The sequence below is a fragment of the Vibrio sp. 1731 genome, assembly GCF_033339955.1.
Lineage (GTDB): Bacteria > Pseudomonadota > Gammaproteobacteria > Enterobacterales > Vibrionaceae > Vibrio > Vibrio alginolyticus.
Genome location: NZ_JAWOVO010000024.1, coordinates 26,053 through 48,318 on the forward strand (window position 1 = coordinate 26,053; position 22,266 = coordinate 48,318).

General features: G+C 45.2%; 23 protein-coding genes. 5 read left to right on the forward strand and 18 right to left on the reverse strand.

What is annotated here, in order from left to right; genetic code table 11:
* Positions 1-367: 367 nt before the first annotated feature.
* Positions 368-832, forward strand: a complete 465-nt coding sequence (gene zur / locus R7035_RS21060; protein WP_005381268.1) for a zinc uptake transcriptional repressor Zur — start codon at positions 368-370, stop codon at positions 830-832.
* A 9-nt stretch (positions 833-841) separates the two neighbouring features.
* Entirely contained in the window at positions 842-1,303 is a 462-nt protein-coding gene (locus tag R7035_RS21065) for a chemotaxis protein CheX (protein WP_005381269.1), read from the forward strand.
* A 99-nt stretch (positions 1,304-1,402) separates the two neighbouring features.
* Here the strand turns inward: R7035_RS21065 and pgi are convergent, their stop codons facing one another.
* On the reverse strand, positions 1,403-3,055 hold the full coding sequence (gene pgi, locus R7035_RS21070; protein ID WP_005381270.1) for a glucose-6-phosphate isomerase: 1,653 nt from the start codon (positions 3,053-3,055) through the stop codon (positions 1,403-1,405).
* A gap of 306 nt (positions 3,056-3,361) precedes the next feature.
* On the opposite strand from pgi, the gene R7035_RS21075 reads away from it, so the two are divergent.
* Positions 3,362-3,781, forward strand: coding sequence for a secondary thiamine-phosphate synthase enzyme YjbQ (locus R7035_RS21075; protein ID WP_042523680.1), 420 nt, complete (start codon positions 3,362-3,364; stop codon positions 3,779-3,781).
* Positions 3,782-3,819: 38 nt separating this feature from the next.
* Here the strand turns inward: R7035_RS21075 and alr are convergent, their stop codons facing one another.
* Positions 3,820-4,896, reverse strand: a complete 1,077-nt coding sequence (gene alr / locus R7035_RS21080) for an alanine racemase (RefSeq protein ID WP_031777284.1) — start codon at positions 4,894-4,896, stop codon at positions 3,820-3,822.
* Positions 4,897-4,909: 13 nt separating this feature from the next.
* Positions 4,910-6,310, reverse strand: coding sequence for a replicative DNA helicase (locus R7035_RS21085; RefSeq protein WP_005382759.1), 1,401 nt, complete (start codon positions 6,308-6,310; stop codon positions 4,910-4,912).
* A 221-nt stretch (positions 6,311-6,531) separates the two neighbouring features.
* Here R7035_RS21085 and R7035_RS21090 point away from each other — a divergent pair, with 221 nt between their 5' ends.
* The gene (locus R7035_RS21090; protein ID WP_005381276.1) at positions 6,532-7,296 is read left to right on the forward strand and encodes a DUF481 domain-containing protein; all 765 of its coding nucleotides are present in this window, start codon (positions 6,532-6,534) and stop codon (positions 7,294-7,296) included.
* A gap of 77 nt (positions 7,297-7,373) precedes the next feature.
* Here the strand turns inward: R7035_RS21090 and rplI are convergent, their stop codons facing one another.
* From rplI to pilM, 14 genes are all read right to left on the reverse strand, one after another.
* Positions 7,374-7,826, reverse strand: a complete 453-nt coding sequence (gene rplI / locus R7035_RS21095; protein WP_005381278.1) for a 50S ribosomal protein L9 — start codon at positions 7,824-7,826, stop codon at positions 7,374-7,376.
* Positions 7,827-7,859: 33 nt separating this feature from the next.
* The gene (rpsR, locus tag R7035_RS21100; protein WP_000090472.1) at positions 7,860-8,087 is read right to left on the reverse strand and encodes a 30S ribosomal protein S18; all 228 of its coding nucleotides are present in this window, start codon (positions 8,085-8,087) and stop codon (positions 7,860-7,862) included.
* Between the two features lie 16 nt (positions 8,088-8,103).
* A complete protein-coding gene (gene priB / locus R7035_RS21105; RefSeq protein ID WP_005381298.1) occupies positions 8,104-8,406 on the reverse strand; it encodes a primosomal replication protein N in 303 nt (100 codons plus the stop codon).
* An 8-nt stretch (positions 8,407-8,414) separates the two neighbouring features.
* A complete protein-coding gene (gene rpsF, locus R7035_RS21110; protein ID WP_005381299.1) occupies positions 8,415-8,804 on the reverse strand; it encodes a 30S ribosomal protein S6 in 390 nt (129 codons plus the stop codon).
* Between the two features lie 244 nt (positions 8,805-9,048).
* On the reverse strand, positions 9,049-9,720 hold the full coding sequence (rpe, locus tag R7035_RS21115; RefSeq protein ID WP_149191991.1) for a ribulose-phosphate 3-epimerase: 672 nt from the start codon (positions 9,718-9,720) through the stop codon (positions 9,049-9,051).
* A gap of 92 nt (positions 9,721-9,812) precedes the next feature.
* Positions 9,813-10,652: a Dam family site-specific DNA-(adenine-N6)-methyltransferase gene (locus R7035_RS21120; protein WP_005382762.1), complete on the reverse strand. Its 840-nt coding sequence runs from the start codon at positions 10,650-10,652 to the stop codon at positions 9,813-9,815.
* A 69-nt stretch (positions 10,653-10,721) separates the two neighbouring features.
* Entirely contained in the window at positions 10,722-12,233 is a 1,512-nt protein-coding gene (locus R7035_RS21125; RefSeq protein WP_206954853.1) for an SPOR domain-containing protein, read from the reverse strand.
* Between the two features lie 52 nt (positions 12,234-12,285).
* Positions 12,286-13,386: a 3-dehydroquinate synthase gene (aroB, locus tag R7035_RS21130; RefSeq protein ID WP_138939165.1), complete on the reverse strand. Its 1,101-nt coding sequence runs from the start codon at positions 13,384-13,386 to the stop codon at positions 12,286-12,288.
* A gap of 32 nt (positions 13,387-13,418) precedes the next feature.
* Positions 13,419-13,937, reverse strand: coding sequence for a shikimate kinase AroK (gene aroK / locus R7035_RS21135; RefSeq protein WP_005381319.1), 519 nt, complete (start codon positions 13,935-13,937; stop codon positions 13,419-13,421).
* Positions 13,938-14,124: 187 nt separating this feature from the next.
* Positions 14,125-15,870 carry a type IV pilus secretin PilQ gene (locus R7035_RS21140; RefSeq protein WP_262652200.1) on the reverse strand — a complete coding sequence of 582 codons (1,746 nt, stop codon included), beginning with the start codon at positions 15,868-15,870 and terminating at the stop codon, positions 14,125-14,127.
* A gap of 25 nt (positions 15,871-15,895) precedes the next feature.
* Positions 15,896-16,411, reverse strand: a complete 516-nt coding sequence (locus R7035_RS21145; RefSeq protein ID WP_005382766.1) for a pilus assembly protein PilP — start codon at positions 16,409-16,411, stop codon at positions 15,896-15,898.
* Entirely contained in the window at positions 16,401-16,994 is a 594-nt protein-coding gene (locus tag R7035_RS21150) for a type 4a pilus biogenesis protein PilO (protein ID WP_033907305.1), read from the reverse strand. Before R7035_RS21150 ends, R7035_RS21145 begins: the two co-directional genes overlap by 11 nt.
* The gene (locus R7035_RS21155; RefSeq protein WP_054577259.1) at positions 16,987-17,562 is read right to left on the reverse strand and encodes a PilN domain-containing protein; all 576 of its coding nucleotides are present in this window, start codon (positions 17,560-17,562) and stop codon (positions 16,987-16,989) included. The genes R7035_RS21150 and R7035_RS21155 overlap by 8 nt, the downstream gene beginning before the upstream one ends.
* Positions 17,546-18,562 carry a type IV pilus biogenesis protein PilM gene (pilM, locus tag R7035_RS21160; RefSeq protein ID WP_017821733.1) on the reverse strand — a complete coding sequence of 339 codons (1,017 nt, stop codon included), beginning with the start codon at positions 18,560-18,562 and terminating at the stop codon, positions 17,546-17,548. The genes R7035_RS21155 and pilM overlap by 17 nt, the downstream gene beginning before the upstream one ends.
* A gap of 144 nt (positions 18,563-18,706) precedes the next feature.
* Here pilM and R7035_RS21165 point away from each other — a divergent pair, with 144 nt between their 5' ends.
* Positions 18,707-21,268: a penicillin-binding protein 1A gene (locus tag R7035_RS21165; RefSeq protein WP_005381325.1), complete on the forward strand. Its 2,562-nt coding sequence runs from the start codon at positions 18,707-18,709 to the stop codon at positions 21,266-21,268.
* A gap of 53 nt (positions 21,269-21,321) precedes the next feature.
* On the opposite strand, the gene oxyR is transcribed toward R7035_RS21165, so the two are convergent.
* Positions 21,322-22,233, reverse strand: coding sequence for a DNA-binding transcriptional regulator OxyR (oxyR, locus tag R7035_RS21170; protein WP_005381326.1), 912 nt, complete (start codon positions 22,231-22,233; stop codon positions 21,322-21,324).
* Positions 22,234-22,266 lie beyond the last annotated feature (33 nt).

Genomic DNA, 22,266 nt, shown 5'->3' on the forward strand with positions numbered 1-22,266 from the left:
CTCCATCGAGCATTGGTGCTACGGAGAGCCTGCAAGAATGAGTCATGATATAAACACCCGTTTTTATGTTGCCAAGGTCGAGCGCAGCAGTACGCTCAAAAAATAAGTCGGGTATTGTATACCCAAGCACCTCTGGGTGCTAGTTTCAGCGAGAATGATTTGGTTGGCTGACTAGCCAAGTGCTTAGGAATACGCAGAAGTAATACGAATCTGTCATTCGTTGATTCATTCTGTGATGATTATTCCGCCTTCACACCACCACCGACTTGCTTTAATTCATGATTTTCGTTCTGATAGTGGGTAAAATGAAGCATTTCTAAACGAACTTCGTATAGAAATGATTTATCATAGAGCACGTCCGATAGTTATGGTGAAAGGTTTGAACCCAACAATCATTGAACAAATTGAAAGTATCTGCGCAGAGCGTGGAGTACGACTGACTCCGCAACGCCGACGCGTATTTGAACTCATTTGTTCTAATCGCCGCGCCTCAAGTGCGTATGAGCTATTGGAGCAACTAAAAGAGAGTGAGCCTCAGGCTAAGCCGCCCACTGTTTATCGAGCATTAGATTTTCTCCTAGAGCAAGGCTTCATCCACCGAGTGGAATCGACAAATAGCTTTATTACTTGTTGTTCTTTCAATACTCAGCAGCACTTTTTCCAATTACTAATTTGCGATAAATGTGGTGATGTCGTTGAACTCGAAGATGAGACGCTGATATCCTTGTTAGCCGAAAACGCCGAGAAGCATGGATTCAAACTGACCAACCAAGTTATTGAAACTCATGGTGAATGCCAGGCCTGTTCCTCCGAGACGAAAGAAAAAGTATAGAAGAACGTTATGCGCGCTGAATTTGTAAACCCGTTTTTAGCTTCTTTAATGAACGTGCTAAAAACTATGGCTTCTCTTGAGCTGAAGCCACAAAAACCGCGAATCAAAAAAGATGAGATCGCACGAGGTGACGTTTCTGGTCTGATTGGTATGGTAGGCCCACAAACTCGTGGTTCAATGTCGATCACCTTTGATGAAGCACTCGCCCTAGAAATCATGCAGAACATGCTTGGTGAACGTCCAAATGGGCTCAATGAAGAAGTGACCGATATGGTGGGTGAGATCACCAACATGGTTACTGGTGGTGCGAAACGCATTCTGGCGGAAAGTGGTTTTGACTTTGATATGGCAACACCGGTTGTGGTTTCGGGCCGAGGTCATACGATTCGCCACAAGTGTGAAGGCTCAATTATTATCATGCCTTTCTCTTCCCAATGGGGAAATGCCTTTATCGAAATTTGCTTCGAATAAAAGAGAAAAAATAGGTTGACACTGGCCAACCTATTTTGTTTTTGCCTCAGGCAATAAAAAGGTCAGCATTTGCTGACCTTTTCTTTATCTATTCAAACATTAAGCTTTGAACGCTTTAAATGCGTTGATTAGACCATTTGTTGAGCTGTCATGCGAACTGATTTGAGACTCGTCTGCAAGCTCAGGTAGGATTTGGTTAGCCAGTTGTTTACCTAGCTCCACGCCCCACTGGTCAAAACTGAAGATATTCCAGATAACACCTTGTACGAAAATTTTGTGTTCGTACATTGCGATCAAGTTACCTAGCGTACGAGGCGTGATTTGCTTCACTAGAATAGAGTTTGTTGGACGGTTACCTTCAAACACTTTGAATGGCGCAATCGCTGCCACTTCTTCAGCATTCTTACCTACTTTCACCAACTCTTCTTTCACGGTTTCTTCATTTTTACCAAACGCTAGAGCTTCAGTTTGCGCGAAGAAGTTAGACATCAGTTTTTGGTGATGATCGCTAGCTGGGTTGTGGCTAATTGCAGGTGCAATGAAGTCACATGGGATAAGCTTAGTACCTTGGTGAATTAGCTGGTAGAACGCGTGCTGACCGTTGGTACCTGGTTCACCCCAAATGATTGGGCCAGTTTGGTAAGTTACAGCATTGCCGTCACGGTCAACGTATTTACCGTTTGATTCCATGTTACCTTGCTGGAAGTACGCCGCGAAACGGTGCATGTACTGATCGTAAGGCAGAATAGCTTCTGATTCCGCACCGTGGAAGTTGTTGTACCAAATACCGATAAGCGCAAGGATCACAGGGATGTTGCTTTCTAGATCTGTTGATACAAAGTGCTTGTCCATCTCGTGAGCGCCATCAAGCAGCTCAACGAAGTTGTCGAAACCTACTGCTAGTGCAATTGATAGACCGATCGCAGACCATAGTGAGTAACGGCCACCAACCCAGTCCCAGAATTCAAACATGTTCGCTGTATCGATACCAAATTCAGACACGGCTGTCGCGTTTGTTGAAAGCGCAGCAAAGTGCTTAGCCACATGAGCCTGATCACCCGCCGATTCTAGGAACCAATCACGAGCAGTGTGCGCGTTAGTCATGGTTTCTTGTGTTGTAAACGTCTTAGACGCGATCAAGAATAACGTCGTTTCTGGGTTAACTTTCTTCAACGTTTCAACGATGTGTGTACCATCAACGTTAGATACGAAGTGAAGGTTTAGATGATTTTTGTATGGCGCTAGAGCTTCCGTCACCATGTAAGGGCCAAGGTCAGAACCGCCGATACCGATGTTCACAATATCGGTAATTGCTTTGCCTGTGTAACCTTTCCATTCACCGCCGATAACGCGCTCAGTGAATGATTTCATTTTTTCTAGAACCGCGTTCACTGCTGGCATTACGTCTTCGCCATCTACCATAACTGGAGTATTAGCGCGGTTACGTAGTGCAGTGTGAAGAACAGCGCGACCTTCTGTTTGGTTGATCGCTTCACCACTGAACATCGCTTCAATTGCAGATTTCAGCTCGGTCTCTTTCGCAAGAGCAAACAGGTGCTTCAGAGTTTCCTCATTGATGAGGTTCTTTGAGTAATCGACTAGGATGTCTGAGCCGAAACGTGCAGAGTATTTGTCGAAACGCGCTGCGTCTTGAGCAAACAGCTCTTTAAGATCCATATCTTGTGCAGATTCGAAATGCGCCGTTAGCGCTTTCCAAGCTTGTGTTTGCGTTGGATTGATATTTTTCAACATGGTCTTTATCCCGATGTTACAGTAGGTTCCATTCCTTACAGTCTAGCGAAAACTGTGGAATCCCCGATTTAGCAAATAGAATATAAATTAGATGTTTGGGCAAATTGCCACAAAACAAGTCTTTGTAATTTTTTTTCAGGCGCCAATTATGACCGAGAGCTTTTACACTCACATTGAGTTAGGTCACGTTCCCTGCCCTGAAATTGAACAATTCATTTACGATGACAAGAATCATATCATTTACTAATGACAGGCTCTAATTGGAATAGGATAGACGCCAATTTATAAATTTCCAAAGGAACACGTATGTGGGCACAAAAAACACTGCAATTAAAAGCGAGATGCCGCGGTTTTCACCTGATAACTGATGAAATTGAACAACAATTACCACAAATAAACGAACTTTCAGTAGGTTTATTACACTTATTTATTCAGCACACCTCCGCCAGTTTGACCTTAAATGAGAATGCTGATCCAACCGTGCGTATGGACATGGAAGCGCACTTCAATAAGTTTGTGCCAGAGCGTGCTCCTTATTATCAGCACACCTATGAAGGTGACGACGACATGCCGGCACATATTAAAGCATCACTGCTTGGCAGTAGTGTGACGGTACCAATCCAAAATGGTCGATTAGCTTTAGGAACATGGCAAGGTATTTACTTGGGTGAGCATCGAGACTTTGGTGGCGGCCGCCGCGTTATTGCTACGATTAACGGTGAGTAGATAAAACAAAGGCTAACCTTGGGTTAGCCTTTCGTTGTTTATTTTGAGTATTCCATCTCGACGCGAGGCGTTAGCTTAGTCACGAGTTCATACGCAATCGTACCAATGTGACCCGCCACTTCTTCTACTGGGAGCTCTTTCCCCCAAAGAATCGCTTCGTCGCTGACTTTATCCGTTGCGTCTGGTCCCAAATCGACCGTCAGCATATCCATGGAAACTCGACCTGCAATAGGTACTTTACGGCCATTAACCCACACCGGCGTACCGTTTGGAGCACTTCTTGGGTAACCGTCGCCATACCCTACAGCGATGACCCCAACTTTTGTATCTCGCTCACTGGTCCAAATACCACCGTAGCCAACACTTTCGCCCTTCTTCACTTCACGTACCGCAATAAGGTGGGATTTAAGTGTCATGACAGGCTGATACCCAAGATCTTGCGCCGTTTTGTCATCGAATGGCGACACACCATACATGATAATACCCGGACGAACCCAATCTAAATGGCTTTGAGGCCATGCCAATAACCCCGCAGATGCCGCCAGTGAACGTTCCCCTTGGCAACCAGAAGTCAACGATTTAAACAGCTCAATCTGTTGTGGGGTAATATCGCTATCCAGCTCATCTGCACAGCCAAAGTGGCTCATGTAACGCAACGGTTTCGCTACATTTGGACACTCCTTCAGCCGCGTTACAAACTCGTCATATTGTTCAGGACGAACCCCAAGGCGGTGCATGCCACTGTCAATCTTCAGCCACACGACAACCGGAGTTTCAAGGTCTGCTTGCTCCAAGGCGATAAGCTGCTCTTCACAGTGCACCACGGTTTGGATGTTGTTCGTCACAAGAACAGGTAAATCACCAGGAGAGTAAAAACCTTCTAGCAATAGAATCGGCTTTACTACTCCACAAGCGCGCAGTTGCAATGCTTCTTCAATACGAGCCACACCAAACGCATCCGCATGGTTAGCATGTTTTGCAACATGACGTAATCCGTGACCATAACCATTGGCCTTGACGACAGCCATCACTTTACTTTGTGGCGCTTGAGCTTTTACGCGCTGTAAGTTGTGCTGCAACGCAGACAAATCAATGCACGCCTTGGCCGCTTTCATATAGCTCATGGGATTACTCATCATCAATATCGAATGCAGGACCCGCGTAGTTGTCGAAACGCGAATGTTGACCTTGGAAAGTGAGGCGAACAGAGCCGATAGGACCGTTACGCTGTTTACCAATAATGATTTCGGCCGTACCTTTGTACGGACTATCTGGGTGATAAACCTCATCACGGTAGATGAACATGATCAAGTCAGCATCCTGCTCGATGGAACCGGATTCACGCAAGTCCGAGTTTACTGGTCGTTTATCCGCACGTTGCTCTAGGGAACGGTTTAGCTGCGACAGTGCCACAACAGGCACATTTAGCTCTTTTGCCAGCGCCTTAAGAGAGCGCGAGATCTCAGCAATCTCAAGAGTACGGTTATCGGTTAACGAAGGCACGCGCATCAACTGAAGGTAGTCGACCATGATCATCGACAGACCGCCATGTTCACGAGCGATACGGCGAGCGCGCGAACGCACTTCGGTCGGAGTTAGACCAGAGCTATCATCAATGTACATATTTTTCTTCTGCATCAGGATACCCATAGTAGAAGAAATACGCGCCCAATCTTCGTCATCTAGCTGACCCGTACGGATCTTGGTTTGGTCTACACGAGACAAAGAGGCCAACATACGCATCATCAACTGTTCAGCTGGCATCTCTAACGAGAAAATAAGTACGGGCTTCTCTTGTTGCATGGCCGCATTTTCACACAAGTTCATCGCAAAGGTCGTTTTACCCATCGATGGACGCGCTGCGACAATCACCAAATCAGAGCCTTGCAAACCTGCGGTTTTCTTATTGAGATCGGTGAAACCGGTATCGACCCCCGTAACACCATCTTGTGGCGTTTTATACAACAACTCGATACGTTCTAACGTCTTTTCGAGGATGTTGTCGACGTTTTGTGGTCCTTCGTTTTCACTAGTTCGAGACTCGGCGATAGCAAAAACTTTACTCTCCGCCATGTCTATTAAATCTTCAGAACTACGACCTTGAGGGTCATAGCCCGCGTCCGCAATTTCATTCGCGACACCAATAAGGCCACGAACAATCGCACGCTCAGCGACAATATCAGCATACGCATTGATGTTAGCTGCACTTGGCGTATTCTTCGCCAAGTCAGCGAGGTAAGCAAAACCGCCTACATCTTCTAACAACTCATGACGCTCTAGATATTCCGATAAAGTAATAAGATCGAGAGGTTTACCCGCTTCAAGAATGGTTTTTACACCTTCAAAAATCAGGCGGTGTGGACGACTATAGAAATCACTGCTCACAACACGTTCGGCAACGGTGTCCCAACGTTCATTATCCAGTAAAAGACCACCAATTACTGATTGCTCGGCTTCTAGTGAGTGAGGTGGCACTTTGATTGCGTCGACCTGACTGTCTGAAGGTTTGCGATTTCTGTTTTCCGCCATGACTTTGCTCGATAACTACTATTGACCCACGATTATAACCTTAACCTAACTGAGATGCTTCCCCGAAGCGACAATTACTTGTTAAGAAATCATCATGTGAACCACCCGGGTAATAGCCTGGTTCTTCCGCCTAGCTCTAATAAAAATTAACCTACCATTGACCCAACCAAATATCTGTATCAGTATCATGCCCCTCCTTTTTGATTACGTTCGAGGTTGATGTGTCCCGATACTGGTTACTTAGCTTTAGCCTACTGTGCGCTAGTGCATCGTATGCTGACGAATCAGTACAGCCAGAGCAAAATATTGATGTACCCGACCCACTAAAAACCGAGGTGGAGTTCGGCTATCAAGCTCACACAGGTAACACGGACTCTCGTTCCCTGAATGCTCGTTTGAGTGCTGAATATACGTCAGGTCGACACCGTTCTAATGGTGAATGGAAGTACTACAACTTGTACAAAGACGGTGAAGAAGACAAACGCTCATCCACCTACTCCCTACAGAGTGACTACAAGTTAGGCCCTAAGACATATTTGTATGGCAGCTTTAAAGGGGTGGATTCTCGCTACAGTGCTTATTTTAAAGACTATACGTTGTCAGGTGGTTTGGGTTACCAGTTCTCCTACACTGAGAACTTCATTTTAGAGGTAGAGGTAGGCCCTGGTTTTCGCTATCAAGAGCCAAACTTAGACGAAATAGATGATGACGATATTGTCTTTCCCGATATCGTTAGAGAAGGCATTTTTCGAGGAAATATCAACACAACTTGGCATGCGTTGGATAATTTAAGTTTCGCAGCTGATATTACGTTGGTAACAGGTAGAAGTAACACACGTACTGATAGTGAACTCAGTGTAACCAATGATATTACTGAAGATATTGCACTGAAACTGGCGCACTCTCGTCAGTATCACGATAAAGTGCCTGAAGGCTTAAGCAAAGCGGACAGCGTATTTTCCGTTAATTTACTTTTCGCTTTTTAACCCTTTTTCTCTCAGTTTTAGAAATAAAAAAAGCACCTCCAAGGAGGTGCTTTTTAGTATTTCGTCTTGATACTGAATTACTCAGCAGCAACAACTTGTAGGTTCACAGTTGCGAAAACTTCAGAGTGAAGTTGAACGCTGATCTCGAACTCACCAGTTGTACGTAGAGCACCTTCAGGAAGGCGAACTTCGCTCTTAGCAACTTCAACGCCTGCAGCTGTGATAGCGTCAGCGATGTCACGAGTACCGATAGAACCGAATAGTTTGCCTTCGTCACCAGCTTTAGAAGCGATAACTACAGCTTCTAGAGCGTTAACTTTCTCTGCGCGAGCTTCTGCAGCAGCTAGTTGCTCAGCAACTTTAGCTTCTAGTTCAGCACGACGAGCTTCAAACATTTCAACGTTAGCTTTAGTTGCCATAACTGCTTTACCTTGTGGGATAAGGAAGTTACGAGCGTAGCCAGATTTAACGTTTGCAGTATCGCCAAGACCACCTAGGTTACCAATTTTATCAAGTAGAATAACTTGCATTGCTTAATCCTCTTTCTTAATAAAATGAACCGATTACTGATGCTTGTCAGTGTACGGTAGTAGAGCTAGGTAGCGTGAACGCTTGATAGCACGTGCTAGTTGACGCTGGTACTTAGCGCTTGTACCAGTGATACGGCTAGGTACGATTTTACCAGCTTCAGTGATGTAGTTTTTAAGAGTTGCTACGTCTTTGTAATCAATCTCTTGTACGCCTTCTGCAGTGAAACGGCAGAATTTACGACGACGGAAGAAACGAGCCATGGGCTATCTCCTGATCTTAAATTTGAGTAATGTTGTCGGCGTGTAACACTAATTTTCCCACGCCATTTCGGCCGGTTTGATAAGTGACAAAACCACTTACCTTAATGTTACTGCCTTGAACTAAATTCTGAGTTAGTGCTTGTGACCCAAGCCCGCTGACGACTACCGGCATACGACAATAAACTTGTCGAGGTAAGTCAGCTTCGATAATAGTAGAGCGATGCTCCAGCCAAAACCGACAGTGTTCAATGCCACCAGGGCTTTTACTACGAATGGGCGGTTTGGCAATGGTGCCGCTCAGCTCCATTCGATTGGCCATAAGAAAACTTACTCAGCAGCTTCTGACTTAGCTTCAGGCTTAGCTTCAGAACGCTCTTCACGACGTGGAGCACGCTCTTCTTTTTGCTTAAGCATGATAGATTGCTCAGTGATCGCTGCTTTAGTACGCATGATCATGTTACGTAGAACTGCATCGTTGAAACGGAAAGCAGTTTCTAGCTCATCAATTACAGCTTGGTCAGCTTCAACGTTCATAAGAACGTAGTGAGCTTTGTGAAGCTTGTTGATTGGGTAAGCCAGTTGACGACGGCCCCAGTCTTCTAGACGGTGGATTTTACCGCCAGCTTCAGTGATTGAACCAGTGTAACGCTCGATCATGCCAGCAACTTGCTCGCTTTGATCTGGGTGCACCATGAATACGATTTCGTAATGACGCATTGGTTGCTCCTTACGGATTATTCAGCTTCCACAAATGGCTCAGTCGTCCAGAGGAAGCAAGGAACTAAAGATAATTGACTGAGTTTAAGGAGCACGAATAGTACAGAAAGGGCGTAAAATAGGCAAGTGATTATTTGCTCATCGCAGCGGATATTTAATTTCTTCTAATACTAGAAAACACAAAGGCTGCCAACAACCTGGCAGCCTTTAAAATCAGTGTGTTATTGCGCTGGCTTATCGGTGCTTATTTAACTTCAGTCAGTTCAGCGCGCATTTGATCGATCACTTGTTTGTAATCTGGCTCACCGAAAATCGCCGAGCCTGCGACAAACATGTCTGCGCCCGCTTCTGCAATTTCACGAATGTTGTCAACCTTCACACCGCCATCGATTTCTAAGCGGATATCACGGCCAGACTCGTCAATCATCTTACGAACGGCACGCAGTTTATCTAGTGTATGAGGAATGAATGATTGACCACCAAAACCAGGGTTTACCGACATCAGTAGAATCATGTCGACTTTATCCATAATAAACTCAAGACTTGCAAGTGGCGTTGCTGGGTTTAGTACCACACCAGCCTGACAGCCGTGCTCTTTAATTAACTGCAGTGTACGGTCTACATGATCAGAAGCTTCTACATGGAACGTAATCATCGACGCACCCGCTTTTGCGAAATCAGGAATAATACGGTCAACGGGTTTCACCATTAGGTGAACATCGATTGGCGCTGTGATGCCATAATCGCGTAGTGCTTTACACACAGGCGCACCAAAAGTCAGGTTTGGTACATAGTGGTTATCCATAACGTCGAAATGCACCACATCCGCACCCGCTGCGAGTACTTTTTCTACATCTTCACCGAGACGAGCAAAATCTGCCGATAAAATGGATGGAGCAATAAGAAAATCTTTCATACCTGACCTCAGTAGTAATGAGCAAACAATCTGCGCGCAATTCTACCGAAGCCAGTGGGGAGATCCACTATTTAGATATAATAGTGTGAGAATTAAGAGCTTGATTTATCCATGTCTGGGGCATGAAAAAGCGCAAGTAGCTCATCAACTTTATTACGACCGTTACCATTACGGCTAATGGTACGCTTTACTTTTACCACATTAAGATCCGCACCGTGATACAACCGACGTGTCAAGGTAGTGTCGTGGTTAGAAATCAACACAGGAATGCCACGTTCAGTCGCTGTTCTTTCAGCAATGTCTGCTAATGCAGCTTGGTCGTCCAACGTGAAACCATTACCTGCGTATGAGGTGAAATTTGCCGTATTTGAAAGCGGCGCATAAGGTGGATCGCAATACACGACGCTCCCTTTGCGCGCACGACGAAATGTTTCAGGATAACCTTCACAAACGAACGTAGCTTTTTTGGCTTTTTCTGCAAAAAACTCCAATTCCGCCTCAGGGAAATACGGCTTTTTGTAAGAGCCAAACGGTACATTGAAGCCACCTTTTTTGTTGTAACGGCATAGGCCATTAAAACCAAAGCGGTTCATGTACAAAAACGCTAAAGAGCGGTACATCACGTCATCGGTTTTATTAAATTCAGCGCGAATGTGTAGGTAGGCTTCTTTGCGGTTGTTCTCAGCGACAAACCAACGCTTCGCTTCAGAGATATACTCTTCAGGGCGTTCTTTCAGCAGGTTGTACAGATTGATCAAATCTGGATTGATATCTGCAAGTAGATAATGGTCATAATCGGTATTCAGAAACACTGAGCCCGCACCAACAAAAGGTTCAACTAGCTTTCGAGCCGGCGGCAAATGACGTTGGATGTCTTCAACCAGTCCGTATTTTCCTCCTGCCCATTTAAGAAAGGCTCGTTGCTTTTTCATCTACTGCTCTATCTATCGACCAAAAATTAAGGCTGCGGAATGTAACATATTTTTCAGGGAAGCTCAGGTTTATTTCACTCGTTCAATTTCACGGTGAACCTGACGGAGTGATTTTGCCCAAGGACTCACCGACTTAACCGAATCTGGCAAGCTTGCGACGGCATCACGAGCCATTTGAATTGTCGGATAATCTTGATATGTGATGATATACCACTCGGTGTCATTACGAACGGTAGGATAAATTCGCACTTGATTATTCAGTTTATGCTCATTGAGAAAGGATTGTACATCTTCCATTGAGGTCATAGCTGCGAGTTGTAAAGTATAAGCTCTTGGCGATAGCGCTTTTAGTTCTTCACGAGCAAATGAAAACTTCACAACAGGTTGGTTTGCCTCACCCTCTTCTGACTGAGCAGGTGCTTGCGCCATATCTTGATTCGGTTTTACGACTTTAATCAAAGGAGAGCTAGTTTCATCGGCGGTTTCTGTTTTCTCAGTACCTACGACGTCATCAATCGCTTTTGTGTCTGCTGAATCAGTTTTACCTTCAAGCAATGCATCGACCACATTCGACTCAATCACCACTCTTTGTTGATTGTCATCACTGCCTACGCTCGCTACTTCTTCTGTCACTGCTGGCGGTAATGAATCAGAATCATCAACCGCACCAGAGTTATCAAGACTGCTAGAGCCATCGGTTACAGGTTGCAGTGAAGATTGCGCTGCACTGATTACTGACTCTTCAAAAGTTGGAATAGCCGTTTGCTCTAAACCACCAGCAATTTGCTGCGCTTTATCATCAGGACTTGGTTGACTAAGCATCCACCAATAGCCACCCGCAGCAAGCAACAGTAATACTAATACCACCAACGCAATATTCAGGGGTGAACCGACAATCGAGCGGATAATGATCCTTTTTTCCACTTTCATCTCTCCTAACGCCATGATGTCACCCGGTACTGGGTCGACTTTTTTAAATGCATCTCTAACCCGTTTCTCAGACTCATCATCGACGTAGCGCGCAACAAGTGACTCAAAGAAACGACGAGCTTCCACTTCGGACAACATATCAATATCAAGCTCAACAGGCTTTATCTCTTGTCCATAACTGAGACGTGCTAGCAAACCTTCTAAACGTCCAGACTGTGTAAACAGTAGGATATTGATGGTCCAATTTGGCTTATGGTGCGCCTCTAAGACCAGCATCCAAAGCTCAGAGATAAGTGTCTCACTCAATAAATGCGCATCATCTACAACAATTGCAATGTCACACGGCTCATCACCTAAAAGCCTTTCAAGGCTATCAAGTAAAGGCTCTTGCTGATTAAACAATGCGTCTGAAACCAGTTGACTCAAAATAAGGACGCGATGCTGCACATCGTCTTGATTAGAATGACAAAGTAACAAACATTGATTCTTGTTACTGGCACCCACTTCAAGGTATCGCTGCGCTAACCAAGATTTCCCATACCCATCATGACCATTAATCGCAATGAGATTGGAACCAAAGTTAGTCAATAGACCTAATCTATCAAGCAACTCGATTTGAGAATCTAATTCCAGTACGTGAGCAACACTCATCTAATAACCTTAATACACTACAAGAATGACGCCCAAAGGCGCCATTACAAGGTTAAATATCGCGACCGAAGTCTATTGCCTGTTTGAGTACGTCTTGCGTCGTATCAGCAATTACCTCGGCAGTGCCAATGCCTGTAGGCAAAACCAATCGTAATTGACCAGAGAGGACTTTCTTATCTCGCATCATGTGCTTGATGAAGTCATCGAAATTCATACTGTCTGGAGTATGCACAGGCAGTTTTGCACGACGCAAAATCGCAACAATACGCTCAAATTGCTCTTCCGAGATCAGACCGCGTAGATGCGACGTTTTAGCCGCCATAACAGTGCCGGAAGATACCGCTTCACCATGCAGCCAATTGCCATAGCCAAGTTCCGCTTCAATCGCATGACCAAAGGTGTGACCTAAGTTAAGCAAAGCACGGATGCCCGACTCTTTCTCATCCTGAGCCACCACTTCCGCTTTTATTTCACAGCAACGTGCGATCGCATAAGTTAGTGCTTCTTCATCCAACGCATACAAGCGCTCAAGATTGTCTTCTAACCATACAAAAAAATCTGCATCGTAAATAATGCCGTACTTAATGACTTCGGCGATACCCGCAGCGAACTCACGTTCAGGCAACGTCGACAGGCAGTTGGTATCAATGATCACGGCTTTAGGTTGGTAAAACGCACCTATCATGTTCTTACCCAACGGATGGTTAACCGCGGTTTTTCCACCAACCGAAGAGTCCACTTGGGATAGTAATGTGGTCGGTATTTGAATAAAGTCGACCCCACGCTGGTAACAGGCAGAAGCAAAACCCACAAGGTCGCCAATAACGCCACCACCTAACGCGATGATCACAACATCACGAGCATAACTCCCTTCCAGTAAAAAGTTCATTACTTGATTAAATACATCCAAGTTTTTGTACTGTTCACCGTCAGGCAATTCTAACAAGGATGCACTATAACCGAGCTGCTCGAGTTGCTTTAAAATTTTGTCTGCATACAAAGGTGCCACTGTGACATTACTGATCACAACAACTTTTTGTTTTGCATTTTTGTTTGAGAGAACTTGAGAGAGGTACGCCGGGTCCTCAAATAACCCGGCGCCAATAGAGATTGGGTAGCTACGCTCAGCTAGGTTGACCGTAATCCGTTCCATCGGTTTGCTCCAATTAAAAAAAAGATAAAGACTTATCTCTCTTCTAGCATTTTTACGATCTGGTTGGCTACCACTTTTGCACTTTGATCGTCAGTGCGAACAGTGTAATCCGCTACTTCTTCATATAAAGGATTACGTTCTTCAGCTAATTGCTCCAGTACTTCGCGAGGGTTATCCGTTTGAAGTAAAGGACGCTTCTTGTCGCGGTTTGTACGCGCAAGTTGCTTTTCAATCGTCGTTTCTAAGTAAACAACAACACCACGTGCCGAAAGACGATTGCGGTTTTCTTTGCTCTTAACAGAGCCACCGCCAGTCGCAAGCACGATGCCTTGCTCTTGTGTTAGGTCTTCAAGTACCGCTTCTTCACGCTTGCGGAAGCCTTCTTCACCTTCTACATCAAAAACCCAAGAGATGTCTGCACCAGTGCGTTCTTCGATCACTGTATCGGAGTCAACAAACTCCATATGCAGTTGCTGTGCTAGATGTCTACCAATTGTACTTTTGCCGGCGCCCATTGGGCCAACAAGGAAAATATTACGTTTCTCAGCCATGTTTAGCAGTAATTTACAACATTGATTCAATAAGATCGCCACAAGAAAACACAGCTAAACTGCTGTTCTACAAGGCTTGTGGCACCAGTTCCTCACAGATAATTCGTGATAAGACCCGAAATTATCCAAGCATGGTGCCACTATTGCAACTTTATTTTTGATTTAATCAGTTTTTCCCGAGACAGAACTACTGAATCACCACCTTAGGCGTGACGAAAATTAACAGCTCACTTTTGCCAACATTCTCATAACTTCGACGAAAAAGAGCACCTAATAGCGGCAGGTCGCCCAACAAAGGTACTTTGTCCACCGAGTTAGTAATGCTGTGCTGAAAAATACCACCAAGAACGACCGTTTCACCGTTATTCACTAACACTTGCGTCCCGATACGTTGAGTATCAATCGCAACAGCTTCACCAGTGCCTGTCTTCACGACTTGTCCAGGTCTATCTTGCGTGACACTTAAATCCAACACTAAGCGGTTATCCGGTGTGATTTGCGGGGTCACTTTCAAACTTAATACCGCCTTTTTGAACGTCACCGTCGTTGCACCACTTGATGATGACTCAAGATAAGGAATCTCTGTACCTTGTTCAATATAGGCAGGCTTCTTATTGGTAGTGATCAAACGTGGGCTCGAGATAATCTCAGCTTTAGACTCTTGTTGCAGAGCAGAAAGCTCAAGATCCAACAAGGTGTCTGAACCTAACTTTGCGACCTGAAAAGCAATGCTGGTCGCATTCGGGCTGGTTGCAGCTAAGTTTACATTTAGGAAGTCATCGATCCCTACTCCATCACCGTCACCACCGTCATCACCCCCTTCTCCATTATAGAGACCGATCGTGGCGAGGTTGTTCTCAATAGAACCGCCCACTGTATTACTGCCATTAATAGACGTAAAACCCCAACGAATCCCTAACTCGTCCATGTTACCTTCATTGATGGTCACAATACGCGCCTCAATTTGAACCTGTTTAACTGGAATATCCAAAGACTCAATAATTTCTCGAATCACCTCGATGTTTTCAGGTAACTCTCTAATCAATAACGAGTTAGTTCGCTCATCAATGGTCATACTGCCGCGCTCTGACAGCATGCTGATATTTCCTTCACCATTGATCATCTCCGCAATGTCTGATGCTTTAGCAAAATTAACTTTGATGATTTCAGATGAAAGCTCTCCCATTTCTTCCGTAAGTTTTTGTTTTTCTAACTGCTGCTTCTCACGCAAGTCCAGCTCATCAGTCGGAGCAACTAAAATCACGTTGCCATCAACACGCTTATCTAACCCCTTAACTTGCAAAATAGTATCCAGCACTTGCTGCCAAGGGACACCATCAAGACGAAGCGTGAGGTTGCCTTCTACAGAGTCGGAGACAACCAAATTGAATTGGTTGTAATCAGCAATAAGCTGCAAGACGTTTCGCACAGGAATATCTTGGAAGTTAATCGAAATAAGCTTACCTTCTCTTTCTAAAATGCTTTTATCTGGGGCTTTCTCATTGGGTTTGATCTTCGCTACTTTGATTTCCAAAAAACGCCCCGTTAAACGGTAATCATGCATGTATTCTTCATTGATGTGCGCAACCAAGCGCGTCGTCGAGGTGTCGCGAAACACTTCTACGCTCTCAACCACAGTCGAAAAGTCTTTCACGTCTAGGAGATACAATTGCTCGTCTTTTACTGAAGTGTTAAGCAAATCGATACTTAACCCTTCCTGTACACGCTTGATATCTACAATCGCGGCCGGTGACGCCAATTCGACGACAATCACGGCGTCTTTATCTTTATTAGTTCGAAAGTCGATACTTTTTAGGGCATTGGACGAAACTTCTTCAGCTGCCGCTAAAGGGGCTAAAAATACAAACAACCATAAGGAGAAGAGCCCAGTAAGTATCCTTTGTGTACGTGTTAATCCTTGTCTCATTTTCATTACTCAATATCAAAAATAAATGGGGCTATCTCAAAGCCAACTTAACTTTACGTTTTTGCCAACATCCTAAGCCGTCGGGCAACGTTTCATTAATCAACAAGTAGGAGTGGCTGACATGGGTCACTTTGCCATTATTGCGTCCGAGGTATTGACCCGGCTTAACTTTATAGACGGTGCCATTGGGAGCCTGAACAAGGCCAGAAACCGTGTTATCCATGCCCATGACACCTTTCAAACGTAATTGGCTTAATGGGAATTTTTCTAATTTACCAGTTCGCCTTCTTGAGGGCGGTTGCCAACAATCTTTTCTTGCAACTGGCTGAGTCGCGATAGTGGCTTCTTTGGGTAATTCAAAGGGTGCACGCTGTACTTCCGGTGCGTACGTGACTGCAACATATTTGTCTGCGGGCTTAAGCTTCTCGACCTCTCGACGCGCCTGTGTTTCCACTCCTCGAATAAAATCCGTCAATGATTCATCATTCGCCTGGCAACCCATCAATAGAGAACCCATCAGTACCAGCAACAAAGACTTACTTGTCATTTTTCGTCTCCTCCGGCTTAAACTGATAGGTGTTAGCGCGCACCCGAAAGTGCAGGGTTTCACTCTCTTGGCTGACACGTTGCCAAGTCACATCTTTAAACGTGATGATTCGAGGTAGCGTCGCTATCGCCTGAGAAAAATGGCCGATGTCATGAAAGTCGCCCGTTAACTCTATGTTTAAAGGAAGACGATAAAGGAAGTGCTCTGATTGTTTTTCGCCCCAGTCGATTCGGGTGAAAGTCAGCTTATTGTCGATGCCAAGCTCATTCACTGAAGCGAGCATTGTAGCCAGCTCTTTTTGCGCAGGCAGTTGTTGCAGTAATAACTCGTAACGAGTGGTAAGTTCATCCAATTGAGATTGAAGCTGAGGCAACGCTGCCACTTTGTTCGCTTTGATCTTCAATGCCACCTTGAGTGTCTGCTCCTGCTGGATCAAGTGATTCAACTGTTCTTCTTTCGGTTTAAGGTAAAACCAATAACCTAAGCCTTGAATCGCCATGATCAGAAGCGCGATTACTACAATCTGGGGCAACAATGGCCACTCGGCCATTTCATCTATTTCGAGATCCTGCCAATCAACCACGTTGAGCCTCCAATTTCTTCTCCGTTACTTTGAACATGAAAGACACTTTGAATGTTTGAAACTCTTTCCCAAAACGGGCTTTGCCGTGAACGATGGAATGCATTTCTACGTCGTTCAACTTGGCCGAGCGCTCCATGTTGTCCAGCATCGTGGCAAGTTTTGGAGTGCTATCTGAGATCCCAGAGATCTCAATTTCCAGATCATTCATTTTGATCTTGTCGACATATACACCTTCAGGGATAACGGCAGGCATTAAGTTCATGAACTCGGTCGTTTTGTTTCGTCCGTTTTGTAAACCTTCAACGACCTTTAGACGTTCGAGGATTTTGCTGTGCTCTTGCTCTGCAATTTTCATTGCTTCAATACGCTGGTCGAGTTCGGCAATGTAGTGAGTGAGGTAATCGAGCCGATCCTGTTGTTGATCTTGTTGGTACTCAAAAAACTTTCCAATACCCCACTGGATGCCAACAGCGACCAACATGCCTAATGCGACCAAACTGATGAAACGACGTCGGTGCTCTTCTCTTTGATTCTCTCGCCAAGGAAGTAAATTAATGCGATAAAGCACGGGCGCCTCCTAGCCAATGAATGCCACGAACGGCCAGTCCGGCTGCTGTTGAGAAATGCTGCCAATCCACAGCACGACGCTTACGCTTAGACACCTTCATCTCAAATAGCCCTAGCGGATTTAGCAATTCACACTCTAACGACAATTGTTGAGACAACTCCTCTGCGAGCATGGGAGTGGAGGCCCCTTCCCCTGATAACCAGATACCCTTGATGTTTTGTGAGCCATTGATTGAGGTATAGAGCTGCATCTGGCGCTTTACTCGCTCTATGATTTGACGGTTAAACAGCTCTGTTTTCTCCTGAGCATCATCGGACAGAAAATCGACTGGAGAAGCGCTGTTTGCTCCGCGTGTGCCGTAAGCAAACTCTTTGTGAAACAGTTCACCTTGTTCGGTAAACATGGTGAAGGAGCTCGATAAGGTGCCAATATCGAGTAAGCAGTATTTGTTTTTGTCAGGAAAGCGATCGGCGGTGAGCTTCCAGATATGACCAAGGCTTTGCGAATGCACGTCCACTAAAACAGGTTTTAGTCCGGACTTTTGTAATGCATCGACTCGGCCTTCTACCACATCTTTTCTTGTCGCAAACACTTGATAGCTATCACTGCCACTCTGCCCGCCCTCAGCGCGAAGACGAACGAAGTCTAAACTCAGCTCTTCGACAGGGAATGGCGATTGATGAGAAAAGGCTTGTATCACTGCAAACTCAACTTCACTCTCTTCAAGATTTTGTTCTATTTGCAGTTTCTTGCTAATTACCGAGTTATCAGGAACTGAAATCGCAACTTTTTTAGCGCCAAAAGGCAGTTCTTTTTTTATCTGCTTGAGGGTCTTTACAATTTCTTGATGATTTATGGTGTTATTTTCAGCGACAATACCTTCCTTTAGTAATATTTCTTTGTAACCCAACAGAGCGTAATTGTTGCCTGTGGGTTTAAGTACTACGGCTTTGAGGCTGTTATGGCCTATATCGATGCCGGTAACGATTAGCTTATCCATCTCTTACTCTCGCTCCGAAATTTCTTCGTGCAAAGGTTGTTATTAGCATCCAAATAAGAGTTAATATCTCTTATGTGCTAAATTTTTGACCTAAGAGTACAAGGGTTTGCCGTTACACAGCCTCAACCAATCAGGGATTCTCCGGTGAAGTTCATAAAGCGTTTATTATTTTTAACATTGATTTGCATAATTCTTGGAGTCACCACAATATTTGGCTTCTATCAGTACGTGAAGCCTGAATTGCCAGATGTTGCAACTCTAAAAGACGTTGAATTACAAACACCTATGAAGGTGTTTAGTCAAGACGGGAAGCTGATCGCACAGTTCGGTGAAAAGCGTCGTATTCCTGTTACTTATGACGAAATTCCTCAAGACTTAATTCACGCGCTCATCGCAACCGAAGATAGCCGTTTCTACGAGCATCCCGGTATCGACCCTATCGGCATCACTCGTGCAGCTGTTGTTGTTGCGGTTTCAGGCTCGGCTAAACAGGGTGCAAGTACGATTACGCAACAGCTAGCTCGTAACTTCTTCTTATCTAATGAGAAGAAGATCATGCGTAAGATTAAAGAGATTTTTATTGCTATCCATATTGAGCAGCTTTTAAGTAAGCAAGAAATCATGGAGCTTTATGTCAATAAAATCTTCCTTGGTTACCGCTCATATGGCTTTGGTGCTGCCGCTCAAGTGTATTTTGGCAAGAGCCTTGATGAATTGACGTTAAGTGAGATTGCAACACTCGCTGGTATGCCAAAAGCGCCATCAACCATGAACCCAATTTACTCTCTTGAGCGTGCAACAAAACGCCGTAACGTTGTATTAATGCGAATGCTTGATGAGAAATACATTACACAAGAGCAGTATGACGAAGCACGCAATGAACCTATCGTGGCGCGTTATCATAGCGCTGAGATTGAGCTTTCCGCACCTTACGTAGCAGAGTTGGCTCGTGCATGGGCAGTAAAAGAATACGGTGAAGAAGAAGCTTACACCTCTGGCTTGAATATCTACATGACTGTGGATTCTAAACTGCAAGATGCTGCAAATACGTCTGCGGTAAATAACCTCTTGTCATACGATGAACGTCACGGCTACCGTGGTGCAGAAAGTGTGCTTTGGAAAGAAGGGGAAGCGGCCTGGGACAATGAGCAAATAGAAAAGCACCTGAAGAAACAGCCAACTTATGGTGACCTTTACCCTGCGGTTGTGACGAAAGTCGATGATAAGACGGCGCAAGTATGGGTTAAGAACCATGAAGAGCAAACCATCCCTTGGACTGGAATGCACTGGGCACGTAAGTACATTACTGATAACCGCCAAGGCTCAACACCAAAGTCAGCGCATGATGTGCTAGCGACAGGTCAACAAGTTTGGGTTCGCGAAGTAAGTGAAACCGATGAAGATGACAACACAACACTGAGCTGGAAACTGAGCCAAGTGCCGACAGCAAACACCGCGTTTGTTGCGATGAACCCAGAAAATGGCGCGATATTGTCGCTGGTTGGTGGTTTCAACTTTGTTCACAGCAAGTTTAACCGTGCAACCATGTCAGTACGTCAGGTTGGTTCAAGTATCAAGCCTTTCATCTACTCGGCAGCAATTGACAAAGGGCTGACTCTAGCCACTTTGATTAACGATGCGCCGATTAACAAGTGGGATGCAGGTTCGGGTTCAGCTTGGCGACCAAAAAACTCACCACCAACTTATGGTGGTCCAACGCGTCTTCGCCTCGGCTTAGCTCAATCAAAAAACGTCATGGCAGTGCGTACACTCCGTGAAGTTGGCCTCGAGGAGACACGTCAGTACCTTACTCGTTTCGGTTTTGATATTAACCAAGTACCACGTTCAGAGACCATCGCGCTCGGTGCTGGTAGCTTAACACCAATGAAAGTAGCACAAGGCTACTCTGTATTTGCGAACGGAGGTTATTACGTCGAACCGTTCTACGTAGAACGCGTGGAAGATGCATTCGGTGAAGTGCTGTTTAAAGCGAATCCAAAGAGCGTTTGTCATAAGGATTGTCCGCAAATGAGCGAGCAGCCAGAAAATCGCTACGCTGATGAATTTGGCGAACAAGACGTCGCAATTGATGGCCTAGCAACAGACAATGCCCTTGAAAATGATGAACCTCAATATGCACCGCAAGTTATCTCTGAACAGAATGCATTCTTAATGCGTGAGATGATGTACAGCAACATTTGGGGTGGCGGTAACTGGCGTGAAGGCACAGGTTGGAATGGTACAGGCTGGCGCGCGCAAAAACTTGGTCGTCGTGATATCGGGGGTAAAACGGGTACAACGAATGATTCCAAGGATGCTTGGTACAATGGCTATGGACCTGGTGTCGTTGCGATAGCTTGGGTTGGCTTTGATGATCACTCACGTGCACTTGGCCGCACCACAGTTAACAGCAACCTAGGGCAAGGCCAAATTTCTGGTGCCGAGTCGGGTGCGAAAACCGCAGAGCCTGCTTGGATTGACTTCATGCGTGTTGCGCTAGAAGGGACGCCGGAGCAAGGTAAAAATATTCCAGAGGATATTATTCGAGTTCGTATTGATCGCAACAGCGGTATGCTAACGCACAAAGTAGATAGCACATCAATGTTCGAATATTTTGAAAAAGGCACGGAGCCTACCGAATACGCTGGCGACCGTTTAGAAGATAGTATTTATTCTTCAGGCTCTGGCGCAGAAGAACTGTTCTAAATCACAAAAGCACAAGGGAGAGCATCAAGCTCTCCCTTTTTTATTTCTGCTTTTTATGCTGCAGCATTCAATGATGGATAAGAAGCCAACACCTCTTTAATCTTCGCTGCTAAAGCTTCAAACCTAGCTCGTAATGGTGAGCCCGGACGGTATACGAGAACGATATTACGCGAGGGGGTTGGGTTAACAGCTGGTACGTAGCATACGCCATCTTTTTGCTTCTCATTAGGGATAGAAAGCTGAGGCAATAACGTAATCCCCGCACCGGCAGCAACCATGTTGCGTAACGTCTCCAAGCTGGTGGCTTTAAAACGCTCATCGTCTTTTGCACCAGCGGCAAAACAAAAACCTAACGCTTGATCTCTCAGACAGTGGCCGTCTCCCAACGCTAAAACGGTTTTACCATTCAGCTCCAACATATCAACATGGTCGAGAGAGGCCCACTCGTGGTCACATGGCACTGCGACACTTAATGGCTCTTGATACACTTCGATCTCTTTAAATGGCGCAGTTTCATCAACCGAAGCTAAAACTAAGCAATCTAGTTTACCTTCTTCCAATTGACGCACTAATTGATGTGTCTGAGCTTCGTGCAGAAATAGCTCCAGCTCAGGAAATGCTTCTTTTATCTGCGGCAGAATTTTGGGTAATAGATAAGGCCCAACCGTCGGGATGAAACCAATATGCATCGGTCCAGTCATGGCTCCGCTTTGACCGCTTGCCATATCTCTGAAGGTTTTCACTTCACTTAAGATGCGTTTAGCCTGCTCCACCAGCTGTAACCCTGAATCGGTAAACAAAACACGTCGGCTGCTTCGCTCTAAAAGCGTGGTCCCGAGTTCATCCTCTAGTTTACGAATTTGCCCACTCAGTGTTGGCTGACTAACAAAACATGCCTCTGCCGCTTTGCGAAAGTGCTTATGTTCCGCAAGTGCAACTAAGTACTCAAAATCTCGAATATTCATACTTCACGCTTCGCTTCTATAACAATAGCTAAT